This window comes from Yoonia ponticola, assembly GCF_014199395.1.
Lineage (GTDB): Bacteria > Pseudomonadota > Alphaproteobacteria > Rhodobacterales > Rhodobacteraceae > Yoonia > Yoonia ponticola.
Window position 1 is genome coordinate 93,390 of the sequence record NZ_JACIJM010000002.1, and the last position, 12,799, is coordinate 106,188.

At 58.0% G+C, this 12,799-nt stretch carries 12 protein-coding genes and 1 tRNA gene; 9 read left to right on the forward strand and 4 right to left on the reverse strand.

Features of this window, described 5'->3' with window-relative positions; translation table 11 throughout:
- Position 1: 1 nt before the first annotated feature.
- The 6 genes from FHS72_RS03330 (at position 2) to FHS72_RS03355 (ending at position 6,157) form a co-directional block, all read left to right on the forward strand.
- Complete coding sequence (locus tag FHS72_RS03330; protein WP_183525576.1) at positions 2-607, forward strand: 2-dehydro-3-deoxy-6-phosphogalactonate aldolase; 606 nt, start codon at positions 2-4, stop codon at positions 605-607.
- A complete protein-coding gene (locus tag FHS72_RS03335) occupies positions 604-1,431 on the forward strand; it encodes an SMP-30/gluconolactonase/LRE family protein (RefSeq protein WP_183525579.1) in 828 nt (275 codons plus the stop codon). Before FHS72_RS03330 ends, FHS72_RS03335 begins: the two co-directional genes overlap by 4 nt.
- 47 nt (positions 1,432-1,478) lie before the next feature.
- On the forward strand, positions 1,479-3,380 hold the full coding sequence (locus tag FHS72_RS03340; RefSeq protein WP_183525582.1) for a beta-galactosidase: 1,902 nt from the start codon (positions 1,479-1,481) through the stop codon (positions 3,378-3,380).
- A gap of 3 nt (positions 3,381-3,383) precedes the next feature.
- Positions 3,384-4,346 (forward strand): aldose epimerase family protein, encoded by a 963-nt coding sequence (locus FHS72_RS03345; protein ID WP_183525585.1) that lies wholly within the window; start codon positions 3,384-3,386, stop codon positions 4,344-4,346.
- A gap of 112 nt (positions 4,347-4,458) precedes the next feature.
- The gene (locus FHS72_RS03350) at positions 4,459-5,712 is read left to right on the forward strand and encodes a DNA polymerase IV (protein ID WP_183525588.1); all 1,254 of its coding nucleotides are present in this window, start codon (positions 4,459-4,461) and stop codon (positions 5,710-5,712) included.
- A gap of 31 nt (positions 5,713-5,743) precedes the next feature.
- Positions 5,744-6,157 (forward strand): GFA family protein, encoded by a 414-nt coding sequence (locus FHS72_RS03355; RefSeq protein WP_183525590.1) that lies wholly within the window; start codon positions 5,744-5,746, stop codon positions 6,155-6,157.
- Between the two features lie 7 nt (positions 6,158-6,164).
- Here the strand turns inward: FHS72_RS03355 and FHS72_RS03360 are convergent, their stop codons facing one another.
- Positions 6,165-7,037, reverse strand: a complete 873-nt coding sequence (locus FHS72_RS03360) for an N-formylglutamate amidohydrolase (RefSeq protein WP_183525593.1) — start codon at positions 7,035-7,037, stop codon at positions 6,165-6,167.
- A 150-nt stretch (positions 7,038-7,187) separates the two neighbouring features.
- Here FHS72_RS03360 and FHS72_RS03365 point away from each other — a divergent pair.
- The 3 genes from FHS72_RS03365 to FHS72_RS03375 all read left to right on the forward strand — a co-directional run bounded on the left by FHS72_RS03365 (position 7,188) and on the right by FHS72_RS03375 (position 8,893).
- Positions 7,188-7,262, forward strand: a tRNA-Val gene (locus FHS72_RS03365).
- A gap of 78 nt (positions 7,263-7,340) precedes the next feature.
- A complete protein-coding gene (gene ykgO / locus FHS72_RS03370) occupies positions 7,341-7,466 on the forward strand; it encodes a type B 50S ribosomal protein L36 (RefSeq protein WP_113910988.1) in 126 nt (41 codons plus the stop codon).
- 200 nt (positions 7,467-7,666) lie between these two features.
- Positions 7,667-8,893 carry a DVUA0089 family protein gene (locus FHS72_RS03375; RefSeq protein WP_183525596.1) on the forward strand — a complete coding sequence of 409 codons (1,227 nt, stop codon included), beginning with the start codon at positions 7,667-7,669 and terminating at the stop codon, positions 8,891-8,893.
- Positions 8,894-8,954: 61 nt separating this feature from the next.
- Here the strand turns inward: FHS72_RS03375 and FHS72_RS03380 are convergent, their stop codons facing one another.
- From FHS72_RS03380 to FHS72_RS03390, 3 genes are all read right to left on the reverse strand, one after another.
- A complete protein-coding gene (locus FHS72_RS03380; RefSeq protein WP_183525599.1) occupies positions 8,955-10,613 on the reverse strand; it encodes a peptidoglycan-binding protein in 1,659 nt (552 codons plus the stop codon).
- Positions 10,614-10,634: 21 nt separating this feature from the next.
- Positions 10,635-11,834, reverse strand: coding sequence for a phenylacetate--CoA ligase family protein (locus FHS72_RS03385; RefSeq protein ID WP_183525602.1), 1,200 nt, complete (start codon positions 11,832-11,834; stop codon positions 10,635-10,637).
- Between the two features lie 106 nt (positions 11,835-11,940).
- Positions 11,941-12,762 carry an ABC transporter ATP-binding protein gene (locus FHS72_RS03390; RefSeq protein WP_183525607.1) on the reverse strand — a complete coding sequence of 274 codons (822 nt, stop codon included), beginning with the start codon at positions 12,760-12,762 and terminating at the stop codon, positions 11,941-11,943.
- Positions 12,763-12,799: the final 37 nt, after the last annotated feature.

Here is a 12,799-nt window from a genome sequence, read left to right on the forward strand (position 1 = left end):
GATGTCCCATCTTCCCCTGATCGCAATCTTGCGTGGCGTCACCACGGACGAAGCACCCGCAATGGCCGAAGCCCTTGTAAACGCAGGCATTACCCAGATCGAAGTCCCGCTCAATTCCCCGACACCATTCGCGAGCATCACCGCGATGAAAACCGCCGTGGGCGACACCGGGATCATCGGCGCAGGCACCGTTTTGTCCACCGACGACGTGGGCCGTGTGCGCGATGCAGGTGGTGAATTGATCGTGTCGCCCAACTGCGACCAGCGCGTGATCATGGCCACCAAAGCGGCTGGAATGGCCAGCTGGCCGGGCGTGATGACCCCCACCGAATGCTTCGCAGCACTCAAAGCCGGGGCCGATGGTCTCAAGATTTTCCCAGCCAGCCTGATCGGCCCCGACGGCATCAAAGCGATCCGCGCCGTGCTGCCCATCGGCACCCAGGTTTTCGCGGTTGGCGGCGCGGGTGCCGACAACTTCCGGCTGTGGATGGACGCAACGGTTGACGGTTTTGGCATCGGGTCCGCCCTGTTCAAACCCGGCTTTTCGGTAGCAGACGTCGCCGAACGCGCCAAAGGTATGGTTAACGCCTACAAGGCCGCGTTATGATTTTCGACGACACACAATGCACGCTTGGCGAAGGCCCGATCTGGCACCCTGAACGGCAACAGTTTTTCTGGTTCGACATCCTGAACAAACGCTTTCACACGCAAGGTCAGCACTGGGATTTCGACGAATACGTCTCGGCCGCAGGTTGGGTCGATCATGACACCTTCCTGATCGCCTCGGAATCGCAGCTTTTCACTTTCAACATTGAAACTGAAGAAGAAATCTACATCTGCGGCCTCGAAAGCGACAATGACGACACCCGTTCCAACGACGGCCGCGCCGACCCGCAAGGCGGTTTCTGGATCGGCACAATGGGCAAATTCGCGCAAAGCAACGCTGGATCAATCTACCGCTACTATCGCGGCGAATTGCGCCGCCTGTTTGCGAACATCACAATCACGAACGCGATCTGCTTCGCGCCCTGCGGCACCATCGCATATTACGCGGACACTGCCGTCGGCAAATTGATGGCAACCGACCTTGATGCAGACGGCTGGCCCACCGGAAAACCACGCCTGGTCATCGACCTCAGCGCAGAAGATTTCGGCATCGACGGCGCAGTCGTAGACGCAGACGGCAACATCTGGAACGCGCAATGGGGCGCATCGCGCGTCCCCCAATACGCCCCCGACGGGACCTTTCTACAGGCGATCAGCTTTCCGGCCCGCCAAACATCTTGCCCCGCATTCGGCGGCCCAGACCTGTCCACGCTCTACTGCACCTCCGCCACAGAAAACTTGGACGTGCCGGGCGCAGACGACGGCAAAACGTTCGCCACAGAAACCTCCACAACTGGCCAAGCAGAACACCGCGTTATCCTGTAACACGACCCGTTTCTTCATTTCGCCAAAACAACTCAAAAGGCACCGCCATGAACCGCACGCTCGGCGTTTGTTACTATCCAGAACACTGGCCCGAAGACCGTTGGGAAACCGACGCCGCCCAGATGGTGGCCAATGGCCTGACGTGGGTACGCATCGGCGAATTCGCGTGGTCCTTGATGGAACCCACGCCCGACGCCTTTGATTGGGGGTGGCTTGACCGTGCGATTGACGTGTTGGGCAAGGCTGGGCTGAAGATCGTCCTCGGCACGCCCACCGCAACACCGCCGCGTTGGATGATCGATAAACATCCAGATATGCTTGCAGTGGACGCAAATAATCAAACGCGCAAGTTCGGCTCGCGGCGGCATTATGATTTCAGCCACCTCGGCTACCGCGAAGAGGCCAAACGTATCGCCCGCCTCATGGCCGAACGCTACGGCAAAAACCCGTATATCGCCGCTTGGCAAATCGACAACGAATACGACTGCCACGACACCACGTTGTCTTATTCAGACGCTGCCAGAACGGGCTTCCAAGACTGGCTCGCCCAACGGTATCAATCCACCGATGCGTTAAACCGCGCATGGGGCAACGTGTTTTGGTCAATGCAATACGACACATTCGACCAGATCGCATTGCCCAACCTGACCGTCACCGAACCAAACCACCCGCATGTTCTGGCGTTCCGGCGCTATTCATCCGACCAAGTTGTCGCCTTCAACAAAGCCCAAGTTGACGTGATCCGCCCACACACAGACGCGCCACTGATCCACAATTACATGGGCCGGATCACAACGTTTGATCATTGGAAAGTCGGCGCTGACCTCGATATTGCGTCATGGGACAGCTACCCGATTGGCTTTTTGTCGGACCGGATCGAAGGCACAGCCAAAGAAAAACAAACTTATCTGCGCCAAGGCCACCCCGATAACCAAGCGTTCCACCACGACCTTTACCGCGCCATCGGACGGGGCCGGATGTGGGTCATGGAACAACAACCTGGCCCCGTAAACTGGGCGCCATACAACCCCGCACCCCTGCCCGGCATGGCCCGTCTTTGGGCGTGGGAAGCGTTTGCGCATGGCGCCGAAACCGTCTGCTATTTCCGCTGGCGGCAGGCCCCATTCGCGCAAGAACAAATGCACGCCGCCCTGTTGCGACCCGACGCAGAACCGGCCCCCGCATTGGCCGAAGCCGCCAAAGTGGCGCATGAACTCGCGCAGATGCCAGAGGTCGGCACCGCGCAATCCCCCGTCGCACTTGTATTCGATTACGAAAGCGCATGGGCATGGGATGTGCAGCCGCAAGGCGCTGATTTTGATATGTTCCGCCTCGCGTTTGCGGCCTACCGCGGGTTGCGTCGCGCAGGTCTGAACGTCGATATCATCCATCCGGAAACGGCGGACCTGTCAGCCTACAAACTGGTCCTCGCCCCCGGCCTGATGACGATTTCCGACCCGTTCCGCGCGGCGCTCGCCGCCTTCGACGGCATCGCATTGATCGGCCCCCGCACCGACACCAAGACGACAGAACTCGCGATTCCAACGTCGCTCGGCCCCGATCTGCCGAATGCGGATGTCAGCGTCATTATGTCGGAAAGTCTGCCGCCCTCGGACGCGATCAAGCTGCAAAACGGCGGTAAATTCCGCCATTGGTTCGAGCATCTCAGCGGCACGGGCGACGTCTATCTGTCCACCAAATCCGGCCAACCTGCGATCATGGGCAGCGGGTCATTGCGCTATCTCGCGGGCTGGCCCGACGATGATACCTTTGATCAAATCATCGGAAACCTGTGTGACACGCTTGATATTCCGACGTTTGACCTGCCTAAGGGCCTGCGGATCAGGGATACAGAAACCCACCGTTTTGTGTTCAACTATGCCGCGAAGGCCCGCAAATGGGGCGACGTGATTATCCCCGCCGCGGGCGTCCATTGGGAGGAAATCTAAACCATGCGTTTCGGAACGAGCAGCACCGGCGTTGACGTCGAAAAGGTCACGCTGAGCGCAGGCGATTTAACCGTCAGCATCCTGACATGGGGCGCGATTTTGCAAGACGTCCGCATTGCAGGCGTCGATCACAGCCTGACTTTGGGGTCCGATGATTTGGCCGATTACGAAGGCACATTGCGCCACCATGGATCGCTGATTGGCCCCATCGTGAACCGGATCAGCAACGGGCGCATCAAGATCGACCGCATGATGTACGAGCTTGAACGCAACGGCAAAGACGGCATTCACCTGCATTCCGGTGCGCAGGCCACGCAACGGCGGGCGTGGACGCTTGTCGATACCTCTGACACCCATGCGACATTGACTTGCGCATTGCCGGACGGCGAATGCGGCTTGCCCGGAAACCGTATGATCACAGTAACTTACCGTGTCAGCGCACCCGCGACATTGTCGATGGAAATCACCGGAACCACGGACGCCACCACCGCGATGAACTTTGCAAACCACAGCTATTGGAACCTTGATGGCAGTGAAAAATGGGACGGGCACACGCTGCAAATCAACGCAGACGCTGTGCTGCCCAGCACACCGCTGTTCTACCCAACAGGCGAGATCCTAGACGTCACGGATACCGCATACGACTTTCGCAAGCCGCGCACGATCACTGCCGACGCCAACAGCTTTGACAACAACTTTTGCCTCGCCGATCATCGCCGCCCGCTGCATGACGCAGTGACGTTAACCGGAAAATCGGGCCTGTCGATGTCCATGGCCACCACCGAACCCGGCGTCCAAGTTTACGACAATAAATCCGGCGCGCGGCCCGGAAAATCGACCTACGAGGGCATCGCGATCGAGGCGCAGTTCTGGCCGGACGCGCCAAATCAGCCAGCATTTCCGTCGATCCTTGTGACACCGGACGAGACCTACACACAGGTCACGACCTGGACGTTCACGCGTTAAGGGGGCCAGCCCCCGCCCTGCGGGCTCCCCCGGGATTTAGAAAAAGTCAAAGAAACGTGCTGTACCGTCTTCGCCCATTGTGGCAGTGCGCGGCAAGGCGTAGCTTGGGGCCATGCCCGCATTATGCCGTGAATGTTTGACCCAATTTGACGACGGCGCCCGCTGCCCGTCGTGCCGTTCGCCGCGCGTGACGCGGCACGATGAATTGTGGGACCTGAGCATCGCGCATATGGACTGCGACGCCTTTTATGCGTCTGTTGAAAAGCGCGATAACCCCGACCTTGAAGGCAAGCCGTTGATCATCGGCGGCGGGCGTCGTGGCGTGGTGTCGACCGCCTGTTATGTCGCGCGGATCAAGGGCGTGAAATCCGCGATGCCGATGTTCCAAGCGTTGAAATTATGCCCCGAAGCCATTGTCGTGAAGCCGCGATTCGAAGCATACACCAAGGCGTCCCGCGCCATTCGCGCCTTAATGGACGAACTCACGCCCGTGGTCGAACCGCTGTCGTTGGACGAGGCGTTCATGGACATGACCGGCACCGCGCGGCTGCATGGCGCACCACCCGCCGTGATGTTGGCCCGCCTTGTGAAACGGATGAAGGACGAGATCGGCCTGACCGGATCAATCGGCTTGTCGCACAATAAATTTCTGGCCAAGGTCGCGTCTGATCTGGAAAAACCCCGTGGTTTTTCGATCATCGGCAAGGCCGAAACCACCGCGTTCTTGCGGCCCAAGCCTGTGCGCCTGATTTGGGGCATTGGCCCCGTCGCGCAGCAATCGCTGGAAAAGGCGGGGATCAAGACGTTTGACGATCTATTGCGCTGGGATCGTCGCGATTTACATGACCGATTTGGCGGGATGGGCGAGCGGCTATATGCGCTTGCGCGGGGCGAAGACGGGCGGCGGATTTCGTCAAATACGCCCGTCAAAGGCCTGTCGAACGAGACCACATTTAACGTGGACACTGCCGATATCGACATTCTGGATGGGCATCTTTGGCGGATGGCTGAAAAAGTGTCTGCGCGGGCCAAAGCCACGCAAAAGGCGGGGCGCGTCGTCACGTTGAAGTTAAAAACGTCAGACTTCAAACTCGTCTCAAAGCGCCAAAGCCTGCATCATCCGACACAGATGGCCGACACAATTTACCGCACCGCGCGCGCCTTATTTGATCAGGTCAGCCACCGTGGGCCGTTTCGTCTGTTGGGCGTGGGGATATCGGAACTCGGGTCTGACGGGGATGCGGATCGCGAAGGTGATTTGCTTGATCCAGATGCCGGCAAGCGCGCCGAGGCCGAACGTGCCGCCGATAAAATCCGTGAGAAATTCGGAACAGATGCGATCATGAAAGGGCGGGCGTTGCGATGACCTGCCGTGCTTGGAACAAAGGATTTGAACGATGACAACCGATTATCACGGCGCATGCCACTGCGGATCAGTGCAATTTCAAGTCCACCTTACGGACGGTCTGAACACCATCCGCCGCTGTTCGTGTTCCTACTGCCGTATGCGCGGGGCGATTGCAGTCTCTGCCCAACTCGACGGGCTTAACATCGTTAAGGGCGCAGACTTACTCACCCTTTACCAATTCAACACCAAGACCGCGAAGCACTATTTCTGCTCTGTTTGCGGCATCTACACGCATCACCAACGTCGATCCGATCCCACACAGTTCGGGATAAACGTGTCCTGCCTAGAGGGGGTCAGCCCGTTTGATTTCCCTGAAGTCGTTGTGGAGGATGGCGTTAACCATCCGACAGATACCTCATCATCACCGCCCAACATTGGCACGTTGCGGTTCGTGAAATCCTGAACCCTGATTACTCCGCCGCCATGCGTCGGTCCGCCCTGCCAATCGCCGCAATATCGGCAATCGCGCCGTTCATTGCGCTTACAAAATCAGCGTAGCCGTCGTGTGGCTGCAACGTCTTTTCATCCATATATAGCCCCCGATCAATTTCGACCTGCACCGCGTGTTGCCTGCGGGTCGGCCGTCCGTAGTGCTGCGTGATATAGGCCCCCGCAAAGGGCATATTGCGGGCCACACGAAAGCCAGCCCGCGAAAACGCAGATTCTACTTTTTCCACAACAGACCCAGCAGCGGCGGCACCAAACCGATCACCAAGCACAATTTGCGGACGAGCCGCACCGGGCGGGCAGACATTTTCCAACGCCTCATGCGGCATCGAATGGCAATCTATTAGAATAGCTTCGTGAAAATTTCGTAAACTTTGGTCCAAAAGCCCCTGCAACGCGTCGTGATAGGGCCGCCAATAGCCAGACAACCGCTGATGCGTCTCTGACAGCGTTATTTTCCCACGATAAATCGCGCGACCATTCGCCACGACGCGGGGAATCACCCCCAAACCCGACGCAACACGCGGATTGTGTGACATCCGGCGCACACCTTCGATCAATGCGGGGTCCAATTCTTCGGGACCACGGTTCAGATCCAGAAAAGCACGCGGCGCACAGGCCACAAGCAGCGGTGCGCCGTGACCCGAAACAGAGCTAAATAGTTGATCTACATAGGCATCTTCGGATGAACGCACCTCGCGTTCATTGAGAATCGTACGTTTTAAAAACGCGTCAGGATAGTCGCGACCCGAATGCGGAGACGCAAAAACAACGGATGTGGTCCGGTTTTCCGGCTGAAACAGGCGAAATGCGGTCGGTTCTGAGGCTGCTGTCATTCACTTTCCTTTGGAATATAGCTTAACCCAGCAAATGGTTTTTCCAAAAGCCCTTGATCCCCCTCGCGACTCCTTTTATAGCACGCGAACCCGACGCGGTTTTCCCGTGTCTCGTTTTGCGACGAGATGCTAGTAAACCACTGAGGATATGGATGATTAGCTCAGCGGTAGAGCACTTCGTTGACATCGAAGGGGTCACTGGTTCGATCCCAGTATCGTCCACCATGAATTCGAGGTCCACCCGGACCATAACTATAACCCTAGGCGCAATTCGCGCGCCGCGAAAAGAAAGAGGATTCTACCATGAAGGTACGTAACTCCCTCCGCTCGCTCAAGAATCGTCACCGCGATTGCCGCATTGTGCGCCGTAAGGGCCGCGTTTATGTGATCAACAAAACGCAGGGTCGGTTTAAGGCACGCCAGGGTTAATCCCGCGCTAGACCGCTATAGCAGCAAATTAAAAAGGGTCGCCTCTTCGGAAGCGGCCCTTTTTTATTGTCATCAGCAGAATTTCGCCAACAGCTGAAAAACCACCGGTATTCCTTACCTTTAACGGCTTGGGACTGGTCATACTGGGCCGGCTACGCCTAGGATCAGGCAGACAATAAAACCAACAAGGAATTCGTCTAATGAGACACTTTAACCTTCCTTCACTTGCACTGGCCACCGCGACCCTTGCGATGGCGTCACCTGCGTTTGCACAAGATATGTGCGGCTTTGGCGACGGGCAGTGGATTGGTGGCAGCGAGGCCGCATCGGACATGACAACCGCTGACGCGCATCAAGAACAGATGGCGCTCGTCCTTGGCGGCAACGAATATGTGTCGCTGTTCACGCTATCAGGCCCAACAAACGTGCGCGTAGAAGCCCAAGGTCGAGGCGCAGGCGACCCCTTGCTGGACCTTTACGACGCCACTGGCAGCATCCTGTTGTCCGACGACGATAGCGGCGGCGGCGGTGCGGCACGCGCTGAAACACAGCTTGACGCAGGCACCTATTGCGTTGCCGTGAAAAGCTACGATGGCGCGCCACTAACCGCATTCGTGCGCGTCGGTCGGACAGAACAAGAAGCCCTGACAACTGGCGCCGAGTCCGATGTTGTCATTGATGATCCAGACGTCGCTATGGCCTCTGGTAGCTGTGCCGAAGCACGTCCATTGGACGGATCATTGGCTAACGGCCTGACGGGTACAGCATCGGTTTCAGAAAATGCGTTCTGGTCGTTCTCTTTGGCGCAAGACACGCCAGTGTCGTTGACCGCGTCAAACAGCGACGCCGATCCGGTCATGACACTGCGCGATGCAGACGGAAACCACATCGACGAAAACGACGATTTTGACGGTCTCGATTCGCGTATCGAATATTCTGATACGGGGCTCGCCGCTGGTGATTATTGCATCGAAGTCCGCGCGTTAGACGGCGACGATCTGCCAATCGCAGTGGCCGTGACCGAATACGATCCGGTTGCCGCACAGATGGCGCTCTATGCGTCCGGCGATGTTGCACCGCCGCTGGATGGCAGCGTGCCTTTCACCGACTTGGGTGTTCTGGAAACCCGTTTGCGCCAAGATGTTGCGACAACAGGACAGATGTCATGGTTCGCGCTTGAGATGCCAGAGGCCGGATTGCTGCTCGCAGAATCCGTGTCCGTCGGCAACGAAGGTGATCCGCTGATGGTCGCGTTTGACGATCTTGGTCGCCAAGTGGGGCGCAACGACGACTACGGCGACGGCTATGACAGCCTGATCGCTGCGCGTGTGAACGCGGGGACGTATCTTGTTGGTGTTCGTCAACTCGACGAAGTAGCCACTGGCAGCGTGCGCATGGTGTTCGAACGCTACACCGCAGCCCGTTAACCAAAACGTCGCCCCATCCAATACGGGTGGGGCGGCGCATTCTAGCGATTTGTGATGTGGTCTAGTTCCGGCCCAGCGCCTGAAACCCGTCCGCCAGCAAGCGCACAATCGTTTGCTCGTCGATATAGCCCGTCACGCTCAGGTCACGGTCTTCTTGGAAATTACGGATCGCACGCCGGCTATCCTCGTCCAATCCGCCGTCGACTTTCCCCGGTTCCAACCCAAGCTGCGACAGACGCGCTTCGATCAAACGCAACGTGATCCCATCAAGGCCCAGCGCATCTTCGGCGGCAATCGCCGCGTCATTCGCAGGCGCGGGCGCGTTCAACGCAGCAATCCGCGCTTCGGCTTCGGCGACAAATGCACCAGCCGGAAACACCTGTAGATAGGTCCGGTAACTGGCCTCTGTGTTCGCCTCTGTCGCGTTATCCCACGCAGTTTTGTCCTCGGCAGCAGCCGCTTGACGTTTACCTTCTTCAATCACGCTCAACTGCTCTGTTGCTTGCGATGCAAACGACCCGTCAGGGAACCGCGCGAGATACGCCCGCAAACCCGGCTCGTCGCCCTGCGCACCCGTTTCAGCCCAGAATGCCCGATCTAGCTGTTCCTTTTCGGCGCGGGCGCGTTCAGCCTCCGCTTCTAATTCAGCCGCGCGACGCGCCGCTTGCGCATCTAGTTGGTTGATCTGTTCCAGCGTCAGGTAACTCGTCTGCGAGAACCCGTTTTCTTGCTGCCAGTTTGTCACAGCAGCCCGCGATCCGGGGCCAAAAATCCCGTCGATCCCGCGCGGGTCAAAGTTCAACAATGCCAAATCACGCTGAATATCGCGCCGCGCATCGCGTGACAGGTCCAACGCATCTTCGGCCAGACGTTCCGCACGATTAGGCTGCGTGGTGATCTCTAGGATCAACGCATCCGCTTGTTCGACATAAATCCCATTCGGATAACGGCGCAGATAATTGCGGTAGGCGTCAGCGGTATCAAGCGCCTGCGCCCCTTCCCACAATGCGGTCTCAGCCGCACGTTCATTCTCTGTCGGCTCAGGCACTGCGGGGGCGACAACAGGGGTCACATCCTCTGGCACCAGCACCAAACTATCCGGCACAAAACCCTGCGCAGACAAACGGCTATTCGCGCGTACCAAGGCCATAACATCCGCCCCCGGTTCAGCCAAATCCTGCAGCAACTCCGCAGCACCATCAGCCGTCGCAGTGATCACAGTCAAACCATTCGGAATATCCAGCGTTCCAATCCCGTCACGCATATACGGCCCATAGCGATCATTCGCAGAGCGATCCGCGCCCAACACCAGCAGCGACTGGCCCGGGGTCGCCGCCATCGTCCGCATCACGCTTTCCAGTGACACAGCACCAACTAGGCCAAACAAAATCGGGTCAGTCGCATCAACAGGCAATAACCACGTCCGGCCCCCGTCGGTCACAAATGCGCCCGACATGCCTACAATAACCCGTTCCGCCCCGCCAAGGTCGCCCACAAACGCGGTCAACCGCCGCGACATATCTGCGCCCGCGCCGTTGATCTGCGTTTTGACGTCAAAACCGACCGCTTTCAGGCCGCTTTCCGCGTCCGCCAGATCCGCGGCACCGTTCACACGGTCCAGATTTGCGTAACGTTCGACCCCAAGCAGTAACGCCTGATCATCAGCTAAGATCGTGCTGCCCCAGAGGGCAATCGCAGTGGATAAAAGGACTCGGCGCATAAGGCACCTCCGGTGTTAAGGTTAAGTGTCGTAGGTCCGCAAATCTTCGATCACGACCCCGTCGCGTGGAATAGTGTTATCTGACACAACGATGACCTCGCCGTTTAGTTTCAAGACGGCAGGCAGGCTGGCGGCAATGGCAGCGGCATCCAAGCCCTCGCCTTCGCAGTGAACGATCATCACGTCGGCCTCGCCTTTGCGGTCCGCGATCACCCGTGCGCGGGTCATGCCAGCGTGCTTGGCGACCAAGGCTGCGACCTGTTCGGGCCGAACAAACATGCCTTTGATCTTGGTGGTTTGATCCGCGCGGCCCATCCACCCTTTGATCCGCATATTCGTGCGACCACAGGGGCTATCGCCCGCCATCACAGCCGACAAATCGCCAGTGGCAAAACGGATCAGCGGATAATCTGGGTTCAGCGATGTCACGACAACTTCGCCAACTTCACCAATCGGCACAGGATCGCCCGTGCCCGGTGTCACGATTTCAACGATCACGCCTTCATCGACGATCATGCCTTCGCCCACTGTGGTTTCATAGGCGATGTGGCCCAGATCGGCGGTCGCGTAGCACTGTAAACAGGTGATCCCGCGCTCCGCATAATAGTCACGCAGCGACGGAAACAACGCCCCGCCAGACACAGCGGCCTTTGTGAATTTTAACGGCAAGCCCATCTCGTCGGCCTTCTCAAGAATAATCTTGAGGTAATCGGGCGTCCCAGCATACGCGGTACAGCCCAGATCATGGGCGGCCTGCGCCTGCAATTCGGTCTGGCCCGTACCAGCAGGTAAAACCGTCGCACCAACAGCGCGCGCACCATTCTCAAACATCGTACCAGCAGGGGTCAGGTGGTAGCCAAAACAGTTCTGGATAATATCGTCAGCGCCAATGCCGCAGGCCGTCAGGAACCTACCAAAACGCCACCAATCATGGGCGTTGCCACCGGGCTCGTAAATCGGTCCGGGGGATTGGAACACATGCGATGCGTTCGTCACGACCATCCCGCCAAAGGGTGGCTGTTCCTTTTGCCACTTGGTCAGGTCCGATTTGCGCAGCACAGGCAATTTCGGCAGGTCGGCGAGGCTCGCAACCTGATCGCCGCCCTGCAGACACGATCCGGCCTGCGCATCCACGCGGGCAATCTGGGCAAGCAAAGCCGTGGTTTGATCCGCGTCACGGGTGGCAGCACTGCGGGTCTCAAGGTCGTCAAAATGCGTCATAGGTTTTCCTTTTCACCGCAGGCGGCGCTCAGGACAACGCTAGAACTGCGGGTGTCTGATATTCAATAGCAACGTTAGAAAAGTCTTCGTCCAAAGACTTTTGGGATCAAGCCAACCACCGCTTGCGGCGGCGATAACTGCGGACATCACGGAACGATTTACGCCCGTCTTCGGACATGCCCAGATAAAATTCCTTCACATCGGGGTTTTCGCGCAATTCAGCGGCAGGGCCTTCCATCACGACACGGCCGCTTTCCAGAATATACCCGTGGTGGGCAAACCGAAGGGCAACGTTTGTGTTCTGTTCAGCCAGCAGGAACGACACGCCTTCGTTTTCGTTCAGGTTCTTCACAATCGTAAAGATTTCCTCGACCAACTGCGGCGCAAGCCCCATCGACGGCTCGTCCAGCAGAATTGTTTCAGGCTTTGACATGATCGCGCGACCAATCGCACACATCTGTTGTTCACCGCCCGACGTATAGCCCGCCTGCGATTTCCGGCGTTCGCGCAGCCGTGGAAAATAATTGTAGACCATCTCTAGGTCAGCACTGACCGCTCCCGCGCCATCGGTGCGGGTATAGGCACCGGTCATCAGGTTTTCTTCGATCGTCAGGTGCTCGAAACAATGGCGGCCTTCCATCACCTGAATGACGCCGCGTTTCACCAAATCGGAGGGCTGCAAATCCTGCACGCGATCCCCGCGATACATGATCGACCCTTTGGTGACTTCGCCGCGCTCGGAATGCAGCAGGTTCGAAATCGCCTTCAGCGTTGTGGTCTTGCCAGCCCCGTTTCCGCCCAAAAGCGCCGTGATCCCGCCTTTTGGCACGGACAACGACACGCCCTTCAGAACAAGGATCACGTGATTATAGATCACCTCGATGTTGTTCACCTCAAGCAAGGTCTCGGTCTTTGTGTCGTCCAGCATCGGTCTCTCCTTGCAAGTCGCAATGCCCGGCCAGCAC

Bases quoted from the DNA above. Each gene is read 5' to 3' on its own strand.
- FHS72_RS03330 (WP_183525576.1), top strand. From the start codon at position 2: ATGTCCCATCTTCCCCTGATCGCAATCTTGCGTGGCGTCACCACGGAC.
- FHS72_RS03335 (WP_183525579.1), top strand. From the start codon at position 604: ATGATTTTCGACGACACACAATGCACGCTTGGCGAAGGCCCGATCTGG.
- FHS72_RS03340 (WP_183525582.1), top strand. From the start codon at position 1,479: ATGAACCGCACGCTCGGCGTTTGTTACTATCCAGAACACTGGCCCGAA.
- FHS72_RS03345 (WP_183525585.1), top strand. From the start codon at position 3,384: ATGCGTTTCGGAACGAGCAGCACCGGCGTTGACGTCGAAAAGGTCACG.
- FHS72_RS03350 (WP_183525588.1), top strand. From the start codon at position 4,459: ATGCCCGCATTATGCCGTGAATGTTTGACCCAATTTGACGACGGCGCC.
- FHS72_RS03355 (WP_183525590.1), top strand. From the start codon at position 5,744: ATGACAACCGATTATCACGGCGCATGCCACTGCGGATCAGTGCAATTT.
- FHS72_RS03360 (WP_183525593.1), bottom strand. From the start codon at position 7,037: ATGACAGCAGCCTCAGAACCGACCGCATTTCGCCTGTTTCAGCCGGAA.
- ykgO (WP_113910988.1), top strand. From the start codon at position 7,341: ATGAAGGTACGTAACTCCCTCCGCTCGCTCAAGAATCGTCACCGCGAT.
- FHS72_RS03375 (WP_183525596.1), top strand. From the start codon at position 7,667: ATGAGACACTTTAACCTTCCTTCACTTGCACTGGCCACCGCGACCCTT.
- FHS72_RS03380 (WP_183525599.1), bottom strand. From the start codon at position 10,613: ATGCGCCGAGTCCTTTTATCCACTGCGATTGCCCTCTGGGGCAGCACG.
- FHS72_RS03385 (WP_183525602.1), bottom strand. From the start codon at position 11,834: ATGACGCATTTTGACGACCTTGAGACCCGCAGTGCTGCCACCCGTGAC.
- FHS72_RS03390 (WP_183525607.1), bottom strand. From the start codon at position 12,762: ATGCTGGACGACACAAAGACCGAGACCTTGCTTGAGGTGAACAACATC.